The sequence below is a fragment of the Maricaulis sp. genome (assembly GCF_048269565.1).
GTDB lineage: Bacteria > Pseudomonadota > Alphaproteobacteria > Caulobacterales > Maricaulaceae > Maricaulis.
Map to the genome: position 1 here is coordinate 23,198 of NZ_JBLXIK010000008.1, position 18,166 is coordinate 41,363.

Sequence of the window (18,166 nt, forward strand, 5' to 3'; positions counted from 1 at the left end):
CAAAGGAAGGCCCAGATGTTCGAAAGCAATGATCGCAAGGCCATTCGCCGCGCCGGCCAGATCGTGCGCGCCGTCGCCAATGGCGATTTCGAGCAGCGCATCATCCATATCTCGTCCGACCCGCAAATTGCGGAGATGGAGTTGGCGATCAACCTGCTGATCGACCGCGCCGACGCCTATCTGCGCGAGTCGCACGCCTGCTTCGACTATGTTCGCCAGAACAAGCATTTCCGGCTGATATCCGAGACCGGCATGGTTGGCGGATTCCGCAATGCAGCGCAATCAATCAATGCCACTATCCAGTCGATCAAGACACGTCATGACGACGCGGTTGCCCTCGCCACGCGGCTGGAATCGGAGCTGGGTGATGTCGTGACCGGCGTATCGGGCACAATCGAGAATCTGAACCAGGCCACCGAGGAGCTGAATGGCATCACCGACATGGCCAATCAGAAGTGCATCAATGTGTCCGCCGGCGCGGAACAGGCTTCGTCCAACATGCAGAGTGTGGCCGCGGCAGCCGAGGAATTGACCAGCTCGATCAGCGAAATCGACCGCCAGACGGGCAGTTCCACAGATCTCGCCGCCGCTGCCGTCGAGAAATCACGCTCGATGAATACCCAGATCGAAAGCCTCAGCGCCGTTTCCCGCAATATCGGAGAGGTCGTCGAGCTGATCAATGCGATTGCCGAGCAAACCAACCTTCTCGCCCTGAACGCAACCATCGAGGCCGCGCGCGCCGGTGATGCCGGCCGGGGATTTGCCATCGTCGCCCAGGAAGTGAAGACCCTGGCGGGACAAACCGCCCGGGCGACCGAGAATATCAGCGCCCAGATCAACGCCCTCCAGACGAGCACAATCGAGGCCGTCTCGGCCAATGCCGCGATCAGCTCGGCCATCGGGGATATCAATGCGGCCTGCGGCGCAATCGCGGCTTCGGTCACCCAGCAAAGCACCGCCACGGGTGAGATCGCCAGGAGTGTCGATGAAGCGGCGCAGGGGACGCGCAGCGTCTCAAGCGGCATCAATGCCGTACAGACCGCGACCGACCAGACCCGCGAGACGATGTCTACCGTGGTGCAATCCTCCAGCGTTCTGGCCGAGCAGGAATGCAATCTGATCGAGCTCCGGACCAATATCGTCGGCTTCCTCAGCGAGCTGCGCCGGGTCGGATAGGGCGGCAGTTCACGGACCTGGAATTTTTGTTCTTGATTTGTTCTGAGCGTTCAGCATAATCCTCCCATGACCGGGCGCCCGGGAGGCTACGCCCTGAATGCCCCAATACTGACCCCGCCGCCCCGGGGTCGAGGCGCTCGGTCAAACCTCTCCTCACAGTCTGACTCAAGGAAGCACGCAGGCCTCATCCAGGACGGATATCCCGCCATGTTTGGGCCCGCAACCGCCCGGCCAATGCCGGCTGGCCGGCACGCAGTTCAGGACCTGCAGTGCCAGGGCCGCTTGATGCCGGATCCGTGCCTGCCGTGACAATGCGTCTCATCGGCGAAACTGCGCGATCGGATAGACTTGAGAAATATCAAGAAACCCGAGGCAAGGGCCTGAAAATGGACAGAGTCGCTGACAGGGGGACACGCCGTCGTGCCGCGCCTCCTTTCCTGCAAAACGCTTTTCGGCCCTTCTTCCTGGCCGGGGCATTCTGGGCCGCGGCCCTCGTCCCGCTCTGGGTGTGGGAATATGCCGGCGGCGGGCACGGCTCGCTGGCGTCGCTTGGCCTTGCCGGGCATGCCCATGAAATGCTTTATGGCTATCTCGCGGCGATCATCTGCGGGTTTTCCCTGACCGCAATCCCCAACTGGACCGGCCGGGCGCCCGTCGCCGGCACGGGGCTTGCGGCGCTGTTTGCGGTCTGGATCGCCGGGCGGGCGGCATCCATCGGTTTCGACGCCATGGCTGCCACAATTATCGATATCGCCTTCCTGTTCGCGCTGGCCGCGGTGGCATGGCGCGAAATCCTGGCGGGTCAGAACTGGCGCAATCTACCCGTCGCGGGATTGCTCACCCTGTTCGCCCTCTCCCATCTCCTGTTTCATCTTCCCGCCTGGTACCCTGGCGCGATCCGCGGCACCCTCTCGGTTGCAGCCCTGTTGATCGCGGTGATCGGCGGCCGGATTGTTCCCAGCTTCACCCGGAACTGGCTGGCCTCGATCGACAGCCCGCACACGGCGACCATGCCCGGGCCGATGAAAGCCTATGACAAGATATCGATTGCCATCCTGGTCCTTGCGCTTCTCTGCTGGACCCTGATCCCGGTTGAGCCGTTGACGGGCATCCTGCTCCTGCTCGCCGGGCTCAGCCAGATCGTGCGCCTGGCGCGCTGGAAAGGGCTGGCGACCCTGTCGGAACCACTCGTCTGGTCATTGCATGCCGGTTATGGGTGGCTGGGTATTGCGGCCGGACTGACCGGCGCCGGCATCCTCTGGCCGGCCTCCATGCCACCCTCGGCCGGCCTGCACGCGATGGCAGCCGGGCTCATCGGCACCATGACACTGGCGGTGATGACCCGTGCCAGCCTCGGCCATACGGGCCGGCCCCGAAGCGCCAACCAGGTGACAACGCTGATCTATGCCCTGGCCCATCTCGGTGCGGTCCTGCGGATTTGTGCCGCCCTCAGGGACAATGAACCGGCCTTGCTGATAGCCGGCGCCACGCTGTGGAGCGGGGCATTCCTGTTGTTCTGTATTGGCTATGCACCGATGCTGTTCGGGGCGAAGCCACCGGCGGCGGCCCCGACCCGCTAGCCTCCCGAGAAGGGTGGGCAGAAGGCGATGGTGTCGCCGTCCCGGAGGGGCTGGCTGCGCGGGGCGATTGCGTCATTGATGATCAGGCGGACGGAGGGGTGCGCCAGCGCCGATGCGGCCGGGTCCTGGCGGGCGAGCCAGTCGATCAGGGCCTCGCCGGTGGCGGCGGGGAGCGTGTCGAGTGTTTGTTCCGAGCGGCCCATCGCGTCACGCAGGGCGGCAAAATAGCGGATATTGAGAGCCATGCTCAGCCTCCGGTATGGGCCATGGTGCGCCCGACCTCGGGGCTGGCACCGGCGGATACATCAAAATCATGCGCCTCAGGCTTGAGCGCCATCGCCTCGTCGAGCAGGGCGTCGACGGCGTCCATCCCGCCCTCGCGCAGCGCCGCGCGCAGATCGAGGCGGCCATTGCGGCCCAGGCACATATAGAGCTGGCCGGTGCAGGTCAGGCGGACGCGGTTGCAGCCGGCGCAGAAATTCTCCGTCAGCGGCGTGATCAGGCCGAGCCGGCCACCGGTCTCCTCAACGCGGTGATAGCGCGCCGGACCGCCGGTCTTGTCGCTCAGCGGCGTCAGGGTCCAGCCTTGCTCGAGATCGGCCTTGACCTCGGCCAGCGACAGGAATTGATCCGAGCGCGCCGCATCGACCTCGCCCAAGGGCATGATCTCGATCAGCGTGGTATCGAAGCCGCGGCCATGGGCCCAGGCGATCAGCTGGCGCAGGGAATGCTCGTTATCATCCTTCAGCGCGACGGTATTGATCTTGACCTTGAGGCCCGCAGCATCGGCGGCATCGATCCCGGCCAGGGTGTCGGCGAGTTTGCCGCCGCGCGTCAGGCGGGCGAAGGTCGCCGCATCGAGCGTGTCGAGGGAGATATTGACGCGCTTGACGCCGGCCGCCGCCAGCCGGCCGGCAAAGCGCGGCAGCTGTGTCGCATTGGTCGTCAGGCAGACCTCCTCCAGACCGGTGCTGCCGATGCGGGCGCCGAGATTTTCGATCAGAGTCATCACATCGCGCCGCACCAGCGGCTCACCACCGGTGACGCGGATCTTGCTGACGCCGCGGGCGATGAAGGCGTCGGCCAGCTGCGTCAGCTCTTCGAGGGTCAGCAGTTCCGACTTCGGCAGGAACTCCGGCCGCGCCTTCATGCAATAGACACAGCGCAGGTCACACCGGTCCGTCACCGACAGTCGCAGATAGGTGATATGCCGCCCGAAATGATCAATCAGCGGGCGGGCTGGCGGTGTCTGGGCGAAGGCGTCCACGGGTTTTCCTGTCCTGCCAGTCATTGCGATTAACTTGACAAACATCAAAAACGGGGCGGAAGCGAGGCGGCGTCTCGTCGCATGCGAGGGGCCAGCCCAGGCAGGCGGGTGGCTCAGCCGTCTGCATCCAGACGGGCCAGCGCGTCCGGTGTGTTGATATTGCTGAAGGGTGAGGTCGCCCCGTCCCGCGGCAGTGCCCGGGCATCAAGGCTCGCGAGCAGGCGTTTGATCGAATGAATATCCTCATGATCCAGGGCAAGGCATGGCTCAATCGGTACCAGGGCCGGCAGCGGTTGGTCGGCCCAGTGACGGGCCTGGCCGGACGGCCCCGCCAGCAGGGGTGCTAGCTGGTCGGGGCCGAGCAGGGGCATATCGACGGGAATGACCAGCAGGCTGTCGAAGCGGCCCCGCAACAGGCGGGCGGCGTCGAGGATGGCGCGGGCCGGGCCGGCATGGGGCTGGCTGTCGGGCAGGCCATCAGCCTCCTGCGGCCGGCCGCCGACATGAATGGCTGCAACGCCGGTTGCGAGCAGGAGTGCCCGGGCGTGGTCGAGCAGGCTGCGGCCACGCCAGACGAGCTGGGCCTTGTCCTGCCCCATCCGCACGGACTGGCCGCCAGCGAGGATCAGTCCGGCAAGCCTGCCGCGCTCAACCGGCGGGGTCATCGATCAACCGGGTCGGCTTGGCATAGCGGGCCAGGCGCTCGCCATCATCGATCATGATCCGGCGTCCTTCGACCGTAACACCATGCGCCTGCAGCGCCGCAAAGGCGCGCGACAGATTCTCCGGGGTCATGCCCAGCATCGAGGCCAGGGTGCGCTTGCCGATCTGCAGCTCCAGCTCACTGGCGCCGCCGGCGCGCACCTGCATGCGCAGGATATAATTGGCAACGCGCTCGACCGAGGTGCGCAATTTGAGATTCTTCATCGACTTGACGACCGCGCGATAGCAATTGGCCAGCTCGACCACGATGGCGCGGGCAAAGGCCTCATCGACGGCAAAGGCATGGCGGACATCATCAGACGGGATCAACAGGATCTTGCTGGGCTCGGTGGTCCGGCCCGACATCAGATAGGGCGCGTCCTTGATGGTGGCTGCGAGAATGAAGGTGGAGACCGGACGCACCATCGCCATGGTGGATTCGCGGCCATTGGCGGAGGAGAACAGCTCCACGCAGCCCTCGACCATGATGTAGAGGAAGTCCGCCGGATCGCCCTCCTTGATCAGTTCAATCTGTGCCGGGAAACGCTGCAGATAGGCCGCAGCCACCAGTCCCTCGAACACTTTCGCGTCCATCTCCCTGAACAGGGAGAGCGCACGGACTGATTCGCAATCCTCTGGCCTCATTTTCCGCTCCGGCTCGGCTACCGGGAAACCTATAAGGCATCTTTGACAAAGATCAAATGAGCCCGTGAACAATCGCAATTTCCTAAACCACTAATATTTAGTGGGAATGGCAAAATATGCATTTAGTTACAAATATTTGCGGCAATCGGACGCGCGGCGCGCTGCCCGGTTGCCGCGAATGGCGCTTCCCCGTATCGCTGATGATGAACCGCAACCAAACCGGGACGGGACGCAGGGGATATTTCATGGATTCGCTCGAAAACGTGACGCGAGGACAACAGAACCAGGCGCTGGGGATGAGCACGCTCGCCTTCACCGCCTGTTTCGCGGTCTGGACGATTTTCTCGATCATCGGCGTGCAGATCAAACAGGAGCTCTCGCTGTCCGAGACCGAGTTTGGTCTGCTGGTCGCAACCCCGGTCCTCACCGGCTCGATCAGCCGGGTCTTCCTCGGCATCCTCGCAGAGCAATATGGCGGCCGGGTGATGTTCCCGATCCAGATGCTGACGACCGCACTGGCCACGCTTCTGCTCTCGCAAGCCACGACCTACCCGCTCTTCCTGCTCGCCGCGCTCGGGGTCGGCCTGGCCGGCGGCTCCTTCATCATCGGCATTGCCTATGTCTCGCGCTGGTATGACGCGAAGAACCAGGGCACGGCATTGGGCATTTTCGGCGCCGGCAATGTCGGCGCGGCGGTGACGAATTTCGGCGCCCCCTTCCTCGTCGTCGCCTTTGGCTGGCAACAGACGGCCCAGATCTACGCCGCCGCACTGACCTTGATCGCGATCCTGTTCTGGGTCTTCACCAAGGATGATCCGGCCCTGGTCGCGCGCCGCAAGAGTGGCGAAAAACCCGTCTCGGCCCTGATGCAGCTTGAGCCGCTGCGCGACCCGCGCGTCTGGCGTTTCGCGACCTATTATTTCTTCGTCTTCGGCGCCTTCGTGGCCCTCGCCTCCTGGCTGCCGCGCTATTATGTCGGCGCCTACGGGCTCGAGCTGCAGACCGCGGGCATGCTGGCGGCGGCCTACTCGCTGCCCGGTTCGGTCTTCCGGGCCCTGGGCGGCTGGCTGTCCGACAGGTTCGGTGCCCGCGCCGTGATGTATTTCACCTTCATCGTCTCGCTGGTCTGCCTCTTCATCCTGAGCTATCCGGCGACCCATTATGTGGTTGACGGCATCAATGGCCCGATCAGCTTCAGCCTCGCGACGAGTGTGCCGGTCTTCGCCGGCCTGACGATCGCGCTCGGCTTCGTGATGTCGCTCGGCAAGGCCGCTGTCTACAAACACATCCCGGTCTATTACCCGCACCATGTCGGCGGGGTGGGCGGCCTGGTCGGCATGATCGGCGGGCTGGGCGGTTTCGTGCTGCCGATCTCCTTCGGCATCGTCAACGACCTGACCGGCATCTGGACCAGCTGTTTCATGCTGATGTTTGTCCTCGTCGCGGTTTCGCTGATCTGGATGCACGTCGCGATCCGCCGGCAGGAACACAGCAAATACCCGACACTCGCGACGGAGAACTTCCTCTCCGACCTTCCCGACAACCCGCTTCCCGCCCCGGTTGCCAACTGAGGCGGGCCCGGACCTCGCCGCCTTGCGCCTCTCCCCGGAACTGCAGGCGGCGATGTCCGGACAGTCCAACAAGACAGATCAAGGAGCCCCTGATGGGCAAGGACCTGAAGAACTGGAATCCGGACGATCCCGCGCAATGGGACGCAACCGGCAAAGCGATTGCGACACGCAATCTGTGGGTTTCAATTCCCGCCCTGCTGTGCGGCTTCGCCGTCTGGCTCTACTGGGGCATCATCACGGTTCAGATGATCAATCTGAACTACGGCTTCAGCCAGGCTGAACTCTTCACCCTGACCGCCATCGCCGGCCTGTCCGGCGCGACATTGCGCATTCCCTCGACCTTCTTCATCCGCATCGCCGGCGGCCGCAACACGATCTTCCTGACCACGGCCCTGCTGCTGCTGCCATCGGCGGGCACGGCCATCATCCTGCAGAACCCTGACGCGCCGCTGTGGCAATTCCAGCTGATGGCGCTGCTATCGGGTTTCGGTGGCGGCAATTTCGCCAGCTCGATGTCGAATATCAGCTTCTTCTTTCCGAAGAAGATCCAGGGCTATTCGCTCGGCATGAATGCCGGCCTCGGCAATTTCGGCGTCACCACGATGCAGATCCTGATCCCGCTGGTGATGACGGTCGGGATCTTTGGCGGCACTTCCATGGTGCTTCAGAACACCTCGGGCACGTTGATCGGCCGGATCCCGGCGGGCACGGCCACCTTCCTGCACAATGCCGGTTTCATCTGGGTCGCCATCCTGATCCCGGTCGTGATCGCGACCTGGGTCGGCATGAACAATATCCGCGACGAGCATGTCTCGCCGAATATCGGCACGCCCGTCGCCGCCTTCTCCAAAATCCTCGGCATGCTCGCGATCGGGCTCGTCACCGCCTCGATCGGCTTGTGGCTGATGCTGCCCGCCGATGCCGGCGGCTCCGGCTGGAACGTCTCGAAATGGCTGGTCCTGCCGCTGGTAATTGCCGCGACGGTCTATGCGCTGAAACTCATTCCGGGGCCGATCCACAAGAGCCTCGAGCGCCAGTACAAGATCTTCAACAACAAGCACACCTGGTCGATGACCGTCATCTACACGATGACCTTCGGCTCCTTCATCGGCTACAGCGCCGCCTTCGGACTGGCGATCAAGGTCATCTTCGGCTTCCAGCACCTGATGGTCGATGGCGTGATGACCCACACCACCATCAATGCCGACGGCCCGAGTGCCCTGATGTTCGCCTGGACGGGGCCTTTCATCGGCGCGCTGATCCGCCCGGTCGGCGGCAAGATTGCCGACCGGTTCGGCGGCGCGCTGGTCACCCAGATCGTCTCGGTGGTGATGGTCGTCGCCGCGCTTGGCGTCGCCTGGTGCATGAAGCAGGCCTATGCCTCGGCGACGCCGGAAGAGTTCTTCGTGCCCTTCCTGGTGCTGTTCCTGATCCTGTTTGCCGCGACCGGTATCGGCAATGGCTCGACCTTCCGCACCATCGCCGTCGTGTTTGACCGCGAACAGGCCGGCCCGGTGCTGGGCTGGACCTCGGCGGTCGCCGCCTATGGCGCCTTCATCATCCCGCAGGTGTTCGGCGAACAGATCCGCGCCACCACGCCGGAGATCGCGCTCTACGGCTTTGCCGCCTTCTACGTCGTCTGCATTGCCCTGAACTGGTGGTTCTACCTGCGCCCCGGCGCCTACGTGAAAAACCCATAGGAGACCCTGATGAGCCATTTTCTAGATCGTCTCACATTCTTTACCCGGCCTTCCGAGCGTTTTTCCGACGGGCACGGCATCACCACGACCGAAGGCCGCGGCTGGGAGGACGCCTACAGGAAGCGCTGGCAACACGACAAGATCGTGCGCTCGACCCATGGGGTGAACTGCACCGGGTCGTGTAGCTGGAAGATCTACGTCAAGGGCGGGCTGGTGACCTGGGAAACCCAGCAGACCGACTATCCGCGCACGCGGCCGGACCTGCCCAATCACGAGCCGCGCGGCTGTTCCCGCGGCGCCAGCTATTCCTGGTACATGTATTCGGCCAACCGGGTGAAATACCCGCTGATCCGCGCGCGCCTGCTCAAGGCCTGGCGCGCCGCGCGCAAGACGCTGCCGCCGATCGCCGCCTGGCGCTCGATCCAGCAGGATGATGCGGTGCGCCAATCCTATGTCTCCAAGCGCGGCGCCGGCGGACTGGTGCGCGGCGACTGGGATGAGGTCTCTGAAATCATCGCCGCCGCCAATGCCTATACCGCCAAGACCTACGGCCCGGACCGGGTGTTCGGCTTCTCGCCAATCCCGGCCATGTCGATGGTCTCCTATGCGGCGGGCTCACGCTATCTGTCGCTTCTCGGCGGCGTCTGCATGTCGTTTTACGACTGGTATTGCGACCTGCCGCCGGCCAGCCCGATGACCTGGGGCGAGCAGACCGATGTTCCCGAATCCGCTGACTGGTTCAATGCCGGCTACCTGCTGATCTGGGGCTCGAACGTGCCGCAGACCCGTACGCCCGACGCCCATTTCTACACCGAGGCCCGCTATCGCGGCACCAAGAGCGCGGTGATCTGTCCGGACTATTCGGAAGCCTCGAAATTCGGCGATATCTGGCTCAACCCGAAGCAGGGCACCGATGCCGCGCTGGCGATGGCCTTTGGCCATGTCGTGCTGCGCGAATTCCATCTCGACCGGCAGGCCGCCTATTTCGATCAATATGTGCGCGAAAACTCCGACTTCCCCAATCTGGTGCGGCTGGAAAAACAGGGTGACCGCTATGTCGCCGGCCGTCTGTTGCGCGCCTCGGACTTCAGCGATGATCTCGGCGAGGACAATAATCCCGACTGGAAGACCGTCGCCTGGGACCGCAAGAGCGGCAAGATTGTCACCCCGCTGGGCTCGATCGGCTTCCGCTGGGGCGAGACCGGCAAATGGAATATCGAACAGAAGGACAGCCAGGGCGAAGCGATCGATCTGGAAACCACCTTCATCCTCGATGAAAACCAGGATGATGTCGTCGATGTCGGCTTCCCCTATTTTGCCAACAAGGGCCATGACGCCTTCACCGGCACCGACCATCCCGACGTGCTGATCCACAAGATCCCGGTCAAGAAGCTGAAGCTGAAGGATGGCGAGACCCTGGTCACGACGGTGTTCGACCTGTTCTGCGCCAATTACGGCCTCGACCGTGGTCTGGGTGGTGATTTCGTCGCCACCTCCTATGACGACATGATGCCCTATACGCCGGCCTGGGCCGAGGCCATCACCGGCGTGCCGCGCGACCGGATCATCGCGGTGGCGCGCGAGTTCGCCAATAATGCCGAGCAGACCAAGGGCAAGTCGATGGTCATTCTCGGCGCCGGTCTGAACCACTGGTACAATATGGACATGAATTACCGGGGGATCATCAATCTCCTGGTGATGTGTGGCTGTATCGGCCAGTCGGGCGGCGGCTGGGCCCACTATGTCGGCCAGGAAAAACTGCGGCCGCAGACCGGCTGGCAACCGCTCGCCTTCGGTCTCGACTGGAACCGGCCGCCGCGGCACCAGAACTCGACATCGTGCTGGTATGCCCACTCTGACCAGTGGCGCTATGAGACGCTGAATGTCGACCAGATCCTCTCGCCCACCGCACCGGATGGTGCCTGGGACGGGACGATGATCGACTATAATGTCCGCGCCGAACGCATGGGCTGGCTGCCCTCGGCGCCGCAGCTGCAGACCAATCCGCTCTCCATCGCCGCCACCGCGAAAGCGCAGGGGCTGGAGCCGGCCGATTATGTCGTCAAATCGCTCAAGTCCGGCGAACTGGAAATGTCCTGTCACGATCCGGACAATCCGGCGAACTGGCCGCGCAACCTGTTTGTCTGGCGCTCCAACCTGCTGGGCTCGTCCGGCAAGGGGCATGAGTATTTCATCAAACACTTGGTCGGGGGCAATCACGGCGTTCTCGGCGAGGAAGCCTCCGAGGATATGCGGCCGAGCGAGGTCAAATGGGCCGCGAAGGCACCACGCGGCAAGCTCGACCTGCTGGTGACGATCGATTTCCGCATGTCGACCACCTGTGTCTATTCCGACATCGTGCTGCCGACCGCGACCTGGTACGAGAAGGACGATCTCAACACCTCCGACATGCACCCCTTCATCCACCCGCTGACCGCGGCGGTCGATCCGTCCTGGGAGGCACGCAGTGACTGGGAAATCTTCAAGGGTCTGGCGAAGAAATTCTCCGAGATTGCCCCGGAAGAACTCGGCGTCGAAACCGATGTCGTGCTGACCCCGATCCTGCACGATACCCCCGGCGAAATGGCCCAGGGCCTCGATGTGAAGGACTGGAGCAAGGGCGAGATCGAGGCGATCCCCGGCAAGACGATGCCGAATATCACCGTGGTGACGCGCGACTACCCCAATCTCTACAAGCAATACACCTCGCTGGGGCCCTTGCTGGAAAAGCTCGGCAATGGCGGCAAGGGGATCGGCTGGAATACCGAGCACGAGGTCCATCTGCTCGGCGAGCTCAATGGTGTCGTCCTCGAGGATGGTGTCAGCAAGGGCCAACCCAAAATCGTCAGCGCGATCGATGCCTGCGAGACCCTGTTGATGCTGGCACCGGAGACCAATGGCGAAGTGGCGGTCAAGGCCTGGAATGCCCTGTCCAAGGCGACCGGCCGCGAGCACGCGCATCTGGCCCTGGCCAAGGAAGACGAGAAGATCCGCTTCCGCGATATCGTCGCCCAGCCGCGCAAGATCATCTCCTCACCGACCTGGTCGGGGATCGAGAGCGAGGAGGTCTGCTACAATGCCGGCTGGACCAATATCAATGAGCGCATTCCCTGGCGCACGCTGAGTGGCCGCCAACAGCTCTATCAGGACCATAAATGGATGCTCGCATTCGGTGAGGGCCTGTGCGTCTACCGGCCTCCAATCGACACCAAGGCGGTGGCGCCGGTGATCGATTCCAAGTCGAATGGCGAGCCGCAGATCGTGCTCAACTTCATCACGCCGCACCAGAAATGGGGCATCCACTCCACCTATACCGACAATCTGCTGATGCTGACCCTGTCACGCGGCGGCCCGATCGTCTGGATGTCCGAGACCGATGCCGCCAAGGCAGGGCTCGAGGATAATGACTGGGTGGAGGCCTACAACGCCAACGGGGCGCTGGTGGCCCGCGTCGTCGTTTCGCAGCGGATCAAGGAGGGCACGCTCTTCATGTATCACGCCCAGGAAAAGACGGTGAATGTGCCCGGTTCGCAAATGACCGGTCAGCGCGGCGGGATCCATAACTCCGTCACGCGCACGACGCTCAAACCGACCCACATGATCGGCGGCTATGCCCAGCAATCCTATGGATTCAACTATTACGGCACGGTCGGCTCCAATCGCGACGAGTTCGTGATCGTTCGCAAGATGACCAAGATCGACTGGCTTGAAGGCCCGGCGGCAGACGCCATGGAGGCAGCGGAATGAAGATTCGTGCGCAAATCGGCAAAGTCCTCAACCTGGACAAATGCATCGGCTGCCACACCTGCTCGGTGACGTGCAAGAATGTGTGGACCAATCGCGAGGGCGTTGAATACGCCTGGTTCAACAATGTCGAGACCAAGCCCGGCATCGGCTATCCCAAGGACTGGGAGAACCAGAAGCGCTGGAATGGCGGCTGGACCCGCGCCAGCAATGGCTCGCTACGACCGAAAATGGGCTCGAAATGGCGGATACTGGCGAAGATTTTCGCCAATCCGGATCTGCCGGAAATCGATGATTACTACGAGCCCTTCACCTTCGATTACACCCATCTCCAGCGCGCCGGCGAGAGCGAGGCCTTTCCGACAGCGCGGCCGCGCTCGTTGATCTCCGGCGAGCGGATCGAGAAGATCGAATGGGGCCCCAACTGGGAGGAAATCCTCGGCGGTGAATTCTCCAAGCGCTCGCAGGACGCCAATTTCGAAGGCATCCAGAAAGCGATGTATGGCGAGTTCGAAAACACCTTCATGATGTACCTGCCGCGCCTGTGCGAGCACTGCCTCAACCCGGCCTGTGCGGCAGCCTGTCCGTCGGGTGCTATCTACAAGCGCGAGGAAGACGGCATTGTCCTGATCGATCAGGAAAAATGCCGCGGCTGGCGCATGTGCGTCTCCGGCTGCCCCTACAAGAAGATCTATTTCAACTGGTCGAGCGGCAAGTCGGAGAAATGTACCTTCTGCTATCCGCGTATCGAAGCCGGTCAGCCGACCGTGTGTTCGGAAACCTGCGTCGGGCGCATCCGCTATCTCGGTGTGGTGCTCTATGACGCTGACAAGATCGAGGCCGCGGCTTCTGTGCCGGACGAGAAGGACCTCTACCAGGCCCAGCTCGACATGTTCCTTGATCCACATGATCCGGAAGTGCAGGCCCAGGCCCGCCGCGATGGCGTGCCGGAAGCCTGGCTGGAAGCCGCCAAGCGCTCGCCCGTCTACAAGATGGCGATGGACTGGAAGATCGCTTTCCCGCTCCACCCTGAATACCGCACCCTGCCGATGGTCTGGTATGTGCCGCCACTCTCGCCGATCAATTCGGCAGCCGAGGCCGGCGCGATCAATATCGAGAACGGCATGCCGGACGTGCGCTCCCTGCGCATCCCGCTGCGTTATCTAGCCAATCTGCTCACCGCCGGTGACGAGGCACCGATTGCCTCCGGCCTGGAGCGCATGCTCGCCATGCGCGCCTATATGCGGGCCAAGACGGTCGATGGCGTCATCGACGAGACTATTCCGCAGCGGGTCGGCCTCACCAAGGATCTGATCGAGGACATGTATCAGATCATGGCGATTGCCAATTACGAGGACCGTTTCGTCATCCCGACGACGCACCGCGAATGGGCCGAGGATGCCTATGACCTGCGCGGCGAGTGCGGCTTCAGCTTCGGCAATGGCTGTTCGGACGGTTCCACCGTCGGTTCGCTGTTCGGCAAGGGCAAATCCAACAAACCGATAACACCGATGGAGAAGGCGTGATGGCCAGGACTTTCAAGGTGATGGCGGCATTGCTGAGTTATCCGGAATCCGAAATCCAGGCTGCCGGCCCGGAGCTCAAAGGGGTTCTGGCCGAGGAGGCACTGCTCTCCGCCGGACAACAGGCCCGCCTCGGGCATCTGATCGACCAGCTGGAAAGCCGCGACCTCTACGATCTGCAGGAGCGCTATGTCGGCCTGTTTGACCGATCGCGGACGCTGTCGCTGCACCTGTTCGAGCATGTGCATGGCGAGAGCCGGGCGCGCGGACAGGCGATGGTCGATCTGCAGAATGTCTATGGCGAGCATGGTCTCGAGATCAACGCGAAGGAATTGCCGGACTTTCTGCCGCTCTTCCTGGAATTCCTCTCGATCCTGCCCCTCGACGAGGCCCGCTCGCTGCTCGGTGAAACCTCGCATGTGCTCGAGGCGCTGCGGGATCGCCTGCGCAAGCGCAAGAGCATCTATGCCGCCGTCTTCCGCTCACTGCTGACGCTGGCGCAAGTCGACGCCAATGCCGATCAGCCTGAAATCCAGACCGAGGACGAAGAACCGGATGATCTCGAGGCCCTCGACAAGGCCTGGGCCGAGGAGCCCGTCACCTTCGGGCCCGGCGAGGCCGGCTGCAATGTCGCCGAGAAAATGCTCGAGAAAATGAACCTGCCGGCCGCGCCAGCGGCCCCGGCGCGTGGTTAGGGAGAGACCCAGATGAGTGAATATCTCAACACAGCCCTGTTCGGGATCTACCCCTATATCGCGCTGTCCGTGCTCGCGATCGGCTCCATTGTCCGCTATGACCGCGAGCCCTATTCCTGGAAAGCCGGCTCAAGCCAGCTGCTGCGCCGGCGGCAATTGGTGCTCGGCTCGGTGCTGTTCCATCTCGGGGTTCTGGTGGTCTTCTTCGGCCATCTGGTCGGCCTTTTGACCCCGATCGCGGTGTTCGACGCACTCGGCATTCCGCACGGCGCCAAACAGGTGCTGGCCGTGGTTGCCGGCGGTGTCGCCGGATTCCTCGCCCTGGTCGGTGCGACCCTGCTGATGCATCGCCGTTTTGCCGATCCGCGGATCCGGAAGCATTCCAGCTTTGCCGACAATGCGATCCTGACCCTGCTCTACGTCCAGCTCCTGCTTGGGCTCGGCACGATCTTCATTTCGGTCCAGCATCTTGATGGCCATGAAATGGTGACCTTCATGAACTGGGCCCAGGGCATATTCACCTTCGACTTCCGGGCCTCGAGCTACATCATCGACGCCCACTGGATCTTCAAGACCCATATCCTGCTCGGGCTGACGATCTTCCTCGTTTTTCCCTTCACCCGCCTGGTGCACATGTTCAGCGCACCGGTGCGCTATATCTTCCGCCAGGGCTATCAGGTTGTGCGCCGCAAGCCCGTTCCCGGAGCTGAAAAATGACCGGACATTCGATCATCACCCCCAAGGCACCAACGCCGGAAGTCTCGGTCAATGGCGTCGTCATCCCAGCCAAGGCCATCGCGGCCGAGACCCAGCACCATCCGGCCCGCCGGCCGGAAGCCGCCTGGCAGGCCGCCGCCGAGGCCCTCGCCATCCGCGAAGCGCTGTTGCAGGCCGCGAGGGCCCGCGGCGTGACGGCCCCGCCCGCCACCGAGACCGAGCCGGTCAGGGAGGTCGAGGAAGATGCCCTGATCCAGGCCTTCGTCGACCAGCAGGTGACTACGCCCGACCCGGACGAGGAGTCCTGCCGGCGCTATTTCAGCAATAATCGCGACAAGCTGCGCGCGCCCGATCTTTATGAGCCGGCGCATATCCTGCTGCAGGCCAGCAAGGAGGATAGCGACGGCTATGAGCGCGCCCGGCTGGAGGCGCAAACCCTGGTCGAACATCTGCAAAAGCGCCCGGACGATTTTGACCGCATCGCCCGCGACCGCTCCGACTGTTCCTCCGCCAGTGATGGCGGCCGGCTCGGTCAGGTGACGCGCGGCCAGACGACGCCGGCCTTCGAGGCGGCAATGATGAAGCTGCGGCCCGGCGAGATGACCGGTGAAGCGGTCGAGACGCCCTATGGCTTTCACATTATCCGGCTGGACCATCTGGTGCGCGGTGAGGTGCCGGAATTCGAACTGGCCCGGCCGCTGGTCGAGGAGTTCCTGCGCGATGCCAGCTGGCGCCGCGCCGTGGCCCAGTTCGTGTCGCTGGTCGTCGGCGAGGCGAAGATTTCCGGCATCGAGATACGCGGAGCCACTTCGCCCCTCGTGCAGTGATTGTGAGCTTGATCCGGGTCTGAAGGACCCGGGCATTGAAAGGAAATGTCATGAGCTGGAATGCTGTCGGCCGCGCCGCCCTGCTGGGCGCGGCGAGCCTGGTTGTGATGGGCGCGGCCTCGCCGGCCCGGGCCGAGGGCCAATTCCTGGTCAATGCGCGCCTGCGCACCGAGCTGGTCGACCAGGACGGTTTCGCCAATGACGCCACCGCGATCACCCTGCGCACGCGTCTGGGCTATCAGACCGGCGAGATGGCGGGTTTCACCTTCCTGATCGAGGGCGAGAACGTGCTGCATCTGGTCGATGACTTCAATGATACGGTCAACGGGGCGGCCGGCTATCCCGTTGTCGCCGATCCGGAAGCAACCGAGCTCAACCGGTTGCAACTCACCTATGGCGGGATCGAGAACACCCGCCTGACGCTCGGGCGCCAGCGCATTATCCTCGGCGATGCCCGCTATCTCGGCAATGTCGGTTTCCGCCAGAACGAGCAGACATTCGATGCCGTCCTCGCCACAAGCACGGCGATCGAGGATGTGACCCTGACCTATGCCTATCTGGATCGCGTGCATCGCATTTTCGGCGATGACCACCCGGCCGGCGAATTTGATCTCGATGCGCATGCGCTGACGGCGGCTTTCACGGTCCCGGCGGGCACCGTCACCGGCTTTGCCATCCTCGCCGAAGTGGAGGACGCGCCCGCCCTTTCCAGCGCGACCTATGGCGTCAACTGGAGCGGTTCCATCGCCCGGGACGGTCAGCCGACCTTCGGCTACCGGTTCGAATACGCCGCCCAGTCCGATTACGGCAATTCACCCGCCGCCTTCGATCTCGACATGTTCCGGGCCGAGGCCAGCCTCAGCCAGAACGGTCTGAGCGGTGCGCTCGGGATTGAATCGCTCTCGGGTGATGGCGCGCGCGGTTTCGCCACGCCGCTGGCGACACTGCATGGCTATCAGGGCTGGGCCGATGTCTTCCTGACGACGCCGGCGGACGGCATTCGCGATATCTATGGCCGGGCCGGCTATGCCTTCGCCAACCCGCCTTTCGGCTCGGCGCTGCGCGCGAGCATCGTCTTCCATGATTTCGAAACGGAAAATGGCGGCGCCGATCTCGGATCGGAGTTCGATGCCGTGCTCACCTCACAGCTGAGTGAACATGTCGCCCTGGAGTTCAAGACGGCCCTGTATGATGGCGGCGACAGCACCCTGGCCGACCGCAGCAAGCTCTGGTTCGCGATCACCTATAGCCGCTAGGTGAGCCCCGGAACGCGACAGCCGGACTGTTAGGCCCCCTGTCCTCCTCATTGCCGCGTCTCACCGCAATGGCTATGCCTGCTGCCATGTCAGCAGACCTCTTCAGCCCCGCGGTGCAGCACCGCCAGATCGCCGGCGTCGATGAGGCCGGGCGCGGACCGCTTGCCGGGCCGGTCGTCGCGGCAGCGGTGATACTCGATCCGGGCCGGCCGATTGAAGGCCTGGGGGATTCCAAGGTGATCTCCGGGAAGCGGCGCACGGCACTCGCGCTGCAGATCCGGCAATCGGCCTGGGTCGGGGTCGGGATTGCCGAACCGGAGGAGATTGACCGGATCAATATCCTGCAGGCGACGATGACAGCGATGGCGCGGGCCGTATCCAATCTGCCGCGCCTTCCGGATCACATCTTGATCGACGGCAATCGCGTCCCCCAAGGCCTGCCGTGCAGCGCGGAGGCGATCATCAAAGGCGATGCCTCCGAGGCCGCGATCGGCGCCGCCTCGATCATCGCCAAGACGCTGCGTGATGACTTGATGCTGCGCGCGGCGCTGCGTTTTCCCGGATACGGCTTTGAAGCGCACAAGGGCTATCCCAGCGCCGTCCACCGCAAGGCCCTGATCGCGCTCGGCCCTTGCCCGATTCACCGTTTCAGCTATGCGCCGGTCCGCGCGGCACTCGAAATGCGCGACGCGTAGAATCGGACTCGCTGCGCAAATCCGGACTCCATGTGGATAACTTGATTCGTACTTAACGACCCGTTAGG

General features: G+C 63.3%; 15 protein-coding genes. 11 read left to right on the top strand and 4 right to left on the bottom strand.

The features are described from left to right. Positions 1-15 precede the first annotated feature (15 nt). Both ACN0YL_RS13085 and ACN0YL_RS13090 read left to right on the top strand, forming a co-directional pair. Entirely contained in the window at positions 16-1,176 is a 1,161-nt protein-coding gene (locus tag ACN0YL_RS13085) for a methyl-accepting chemotaxis protein (RefSeq protein WP_417498282.1), read from the top strand. A gap of 386 nt (positions 1,177-1,562) precedes the next feature. After that, on the top strand, positions 1,563-2,756 hold the full coding sequence (locus ACN0YL_RS13090) for an NnrS family protein (RefSeq protein ID WP_417498283.1): 1,194 nt from the start codon (positions 1,563-1,565) through the stop codon (positions 2,754-2,756). Here the strand turns inward: ACN0YL_RS13090 and ACN0YL_RS13095 are convergent. The 4 genes from ACN0YL_RS13095 to ACN0YL_RS13110 form a co-directional block, all read right to left on the bottom strand. Continuing rightward, on the bottom strand, positions 2,753-3,001 hold the full coding sequence (locus tag ACN0YL_RS13095) for a MoaD/ThiS family protein (protein ID WP_417491120.1): 249 nt from the start codon (positions 2,999-3,001) through the stop codon (positions 2,753-2,755). The genes ACN0YL_RS13090 and ACN0YL_RS13095 overlap by 4 nt on opposite strands. A 2-nt stretch (positions 3,002-3,003) precedes the next feature. After that, positions 3,004-4,047 (bottom strand): GTP 3',8-cyclase MoaA, encoded by a 1,044-nt coding sequence (moaA, locus tag ACN0YL_RS13100; RefSeq protein ID WP_417498284.1) that lies wholly within the window; start codon positions 4,045-4,047, stop codon positions 3,004-3,006. A gap of 89 nt (positions 4,048-4,136) precedes the next feature. Further along, positions 4,137-4,688 carry a molybdenum cofactor guanylyltransferase gene (mobA, locus tag ACN0YL_RS13105; protein ID WP_417498285.1) on the bottom strand — a complete coding sequence of 184 codons (552 nt, stop codon included), beginning with the start codon at positions 4,686-4,688 and terminating at the stop codon, positions 4,137-4,139. Further along, entirely contained in the window at positions 4,672-5,319 is a 648-nt protein-coding gene (locus tag ACN0YL_RS13110; RefSeq protein WP_417498286.1) for a helix-turn-helix domain-containing protein, read from the bottom strand. The genes mobA and ACN0YL_RS13110 overlap by 17 nt, the downstream gene beginning before the upstream one ends. Before the next feature lie 296 nt (positions 5,320-5,615). Here ACN0YL_RS13110 and ACN0YL_RS13115 point away from each other — a divergent pair, with 296 nt between their 5' ends. From ACN0YL_RS13115 to ACN0YL_RS13155, 9 genes are all read left to right on the top strand, one after another. Beyond that, a complete protein-coding gene (locus ACN0YL_RS13115; RefSeq protein WP_417498287.1) occupies positions 5,616-6,941 on the top strand; it encodes an MFS transporter in 1,326 nt (441 codons plus the stop codon). A 92-nt stretch (positions 6,942-7,033) separates the two neighbouring features. Further along, positions 7,034-8,641: an antiporter gene (locus tag ACN0YL_RS13120; RefSeq protein ID WP_417492545.1), complete on the top strand. Its 1,608-nt coding sequence runs from the start codon at positions 7,034-7,036 to the stop codon at positions 8,639-8,641. Between the two features lie 9 nt (positions 8,642-8,650). Then, positions 8,651-12,388 (top strand): nitrate reductase subunit alpha, encoded by a 3,738-nt coding sequence (locus tag ACN0YL_RS13125; protein WP_417492546.1) that lies wholly within the window; start codon positions 8,651-8,653, stop codon positions 12,386-12,388. Further along, on the top strand, positions 12,385-13,911 hold the full coding sequence (gene narH / locus ACN0YL_RS13130) for a nitrate reductase subunit beta (protein ID WP_417498288.1): 1,527 nt from the start codon (positions 12,385-12,387) through the stop codon (positions 13,909-13,911). The genes ACN0YL_RS13125 and narH overlap by 4 nt, the downstream gene beginning before the upstream one ends. Further along, positions 13,911-14,603, top strand: a complete 693-nt coding sequence (gene narJ / locus ACN0YL_RS13135) for a nitrate reductase molybdenum cofactor assembly chaperone (protein WP_417492548.1) — start codon at positions 13,911-13,913, stop codon at positions 14,601-14,603. The genes narH and narJ overlap by 1 nt, the downstream gene beginning before the upstream one ends. Before the next feature lie 12 nt (positions 14,604-14,615). Beyond that, complete coding sequence (narI, locus tag ACN0YL_RS13140) at positions 14,616-15,320, top strand: respiratory nitrate reductase subunit gamma (RefSeq protein ID WP_417498289.1); 705 nt, start codon at positions 14,616-14,618, stop codon at positions 15,318-15,320. After that, positions 15,317-16,147 carry a peptidylprolyl isomerase gene (locus tag ACN0YL_RS13145; protein WP_417492550.1) on the top strand — a complete coding sequence of 277 codons (831 nt, stop codon included), beginning with the start codon at positions 15,317-15,319 and terminating at the stop codon, positions 16,145-16,147. The genes narI and ACN0YL_RS13145 overlap by 4 nt, the downstream gene beginning before the upstream one ends. Before the next feature lie 50 nt (positions 16,148-16,197). Further along, a complete protein-coding gene (locus ACN0YL_RS13150) occupies positions 16,198-17,403 on the top strand; it encodes a hypothetical protein (protein ID WP_417492551.1) in 1,206 nt (401 codons plus the stop codon). A gap of 86 nt (positions 17,404-17,489) precedes the next feature. After that, positions 17,490-18,098 (top strand): ribonuclease HII, encoded by a 609-nt coding sequence (locus tag ACN0YL_RS13155; protein WP_417492552.1) that lies wholly within the window; start codon positions 17,490-17,492, stop codon positions 18,096-18,098. The last annotated feature ends 68 nt before the right edge of the window (positions 18,099-18,166 follow it).

Coding starts and splice junctions, on each gene's coding strand:
- ACN0YL_RS13085 (WP_417498282.1), top strand. CDS start 16: ATGTTCGAAAGCAATGATCGCAAGGCCATTCGCCGCGCCGGCCAGATC.
- ACN0YL_RS13090 (WP_417498283.1), top strand. CDS start 1,563: ATGGACAGAGTCGCTGACAGGGGGACACGCCGTCGTGCCGCGCCTCCT.
- ACN0YL_RS13095 (WP_417491120.1), bottom strand. CDS start 3,001: ATGGCTCTCAATATCCGCTATTTTGCCGCCCTGCGTGACGCGATGGGC.
- moaA (WP_417498284.1), bottom strand. CDS start 4,047: ATGACTGGCAGGACAGGAAAACCCGTGGACGCCTTCGCCCAGACACCG.
- mobA (WP_417498285.1), bottom strand. CDS start 4,688: ATGACCCCGCCGGTTGAGCGCGGCAGGCTTGCCGGACTGATCCTCGCT.
- ACN0YL_RS13110 (WP_417498286.1), bottom strand. CDS start 5,319: ATGGACGCGAAAGTGTTCGAGGGACTGGTGGCTGCGGCCTATCTGCAG.
- ACN0YL_RS13115 (WP_417498287.1), top strand. CDS start 5,616: ATGGATTCGCTCGAAAACGTGACGCGAGGACAACAGAACCAGGCGCTG.
- ACN0YL_RS13120 (WP_417492545.1), top strand. CDS start 7,034: ATGGGCAAGGACCTGAAGAACTGGAATCCGGACGATCCCGCGCAATGG.
- ACN0YL_RS13125 (WP_417492546.1), top strand. CDS start 8,651: ATGAGCCATTTTCTAGATCGTCTCACATTCTTTACCCGGCCTTCCGAG.
- narH (WP_417498288.1), top strand. CDS start 12,385: ATGAAGATTCGTGCGCAAATCGGCAAAGTCCTCAACCTGGACAAATGC.
- narJ (WP_417492548.1), top strand. CDS start 13,911: ATGGCCAGGACTTTCAAGGTGATGGCGGCATTGCTGAGTTATCCGGAA.
- narI (WP_417498289.1), top strand. CDS start 14,616: ATGAGTGAATATCTCAACACAGCCCTGTTCGGGATCTACCCCTATATC.
- ACN0YL_RS13145 (WP_417492550.1), top strand. CDS start 15,317: ATGACCGGACATTCGATCATCACCCCCAAGGCACCAACGCCGGAAGTC.
- ACN0YL_RS13150 (WP_417492551.1), top strand. CDS start 16,198: ATGAGCTGGAATGCTGTCGGCCGCGCCGCCCTGCTGGGCGCGGCGAGC.
- ACN0YL_RS13155 (WP_417492552.1), top strand. CDS start 17,490: ATGTCAGCAGACCTCTTCAGCCCCGCGGTGCAGCACCGCCAGATCGCC.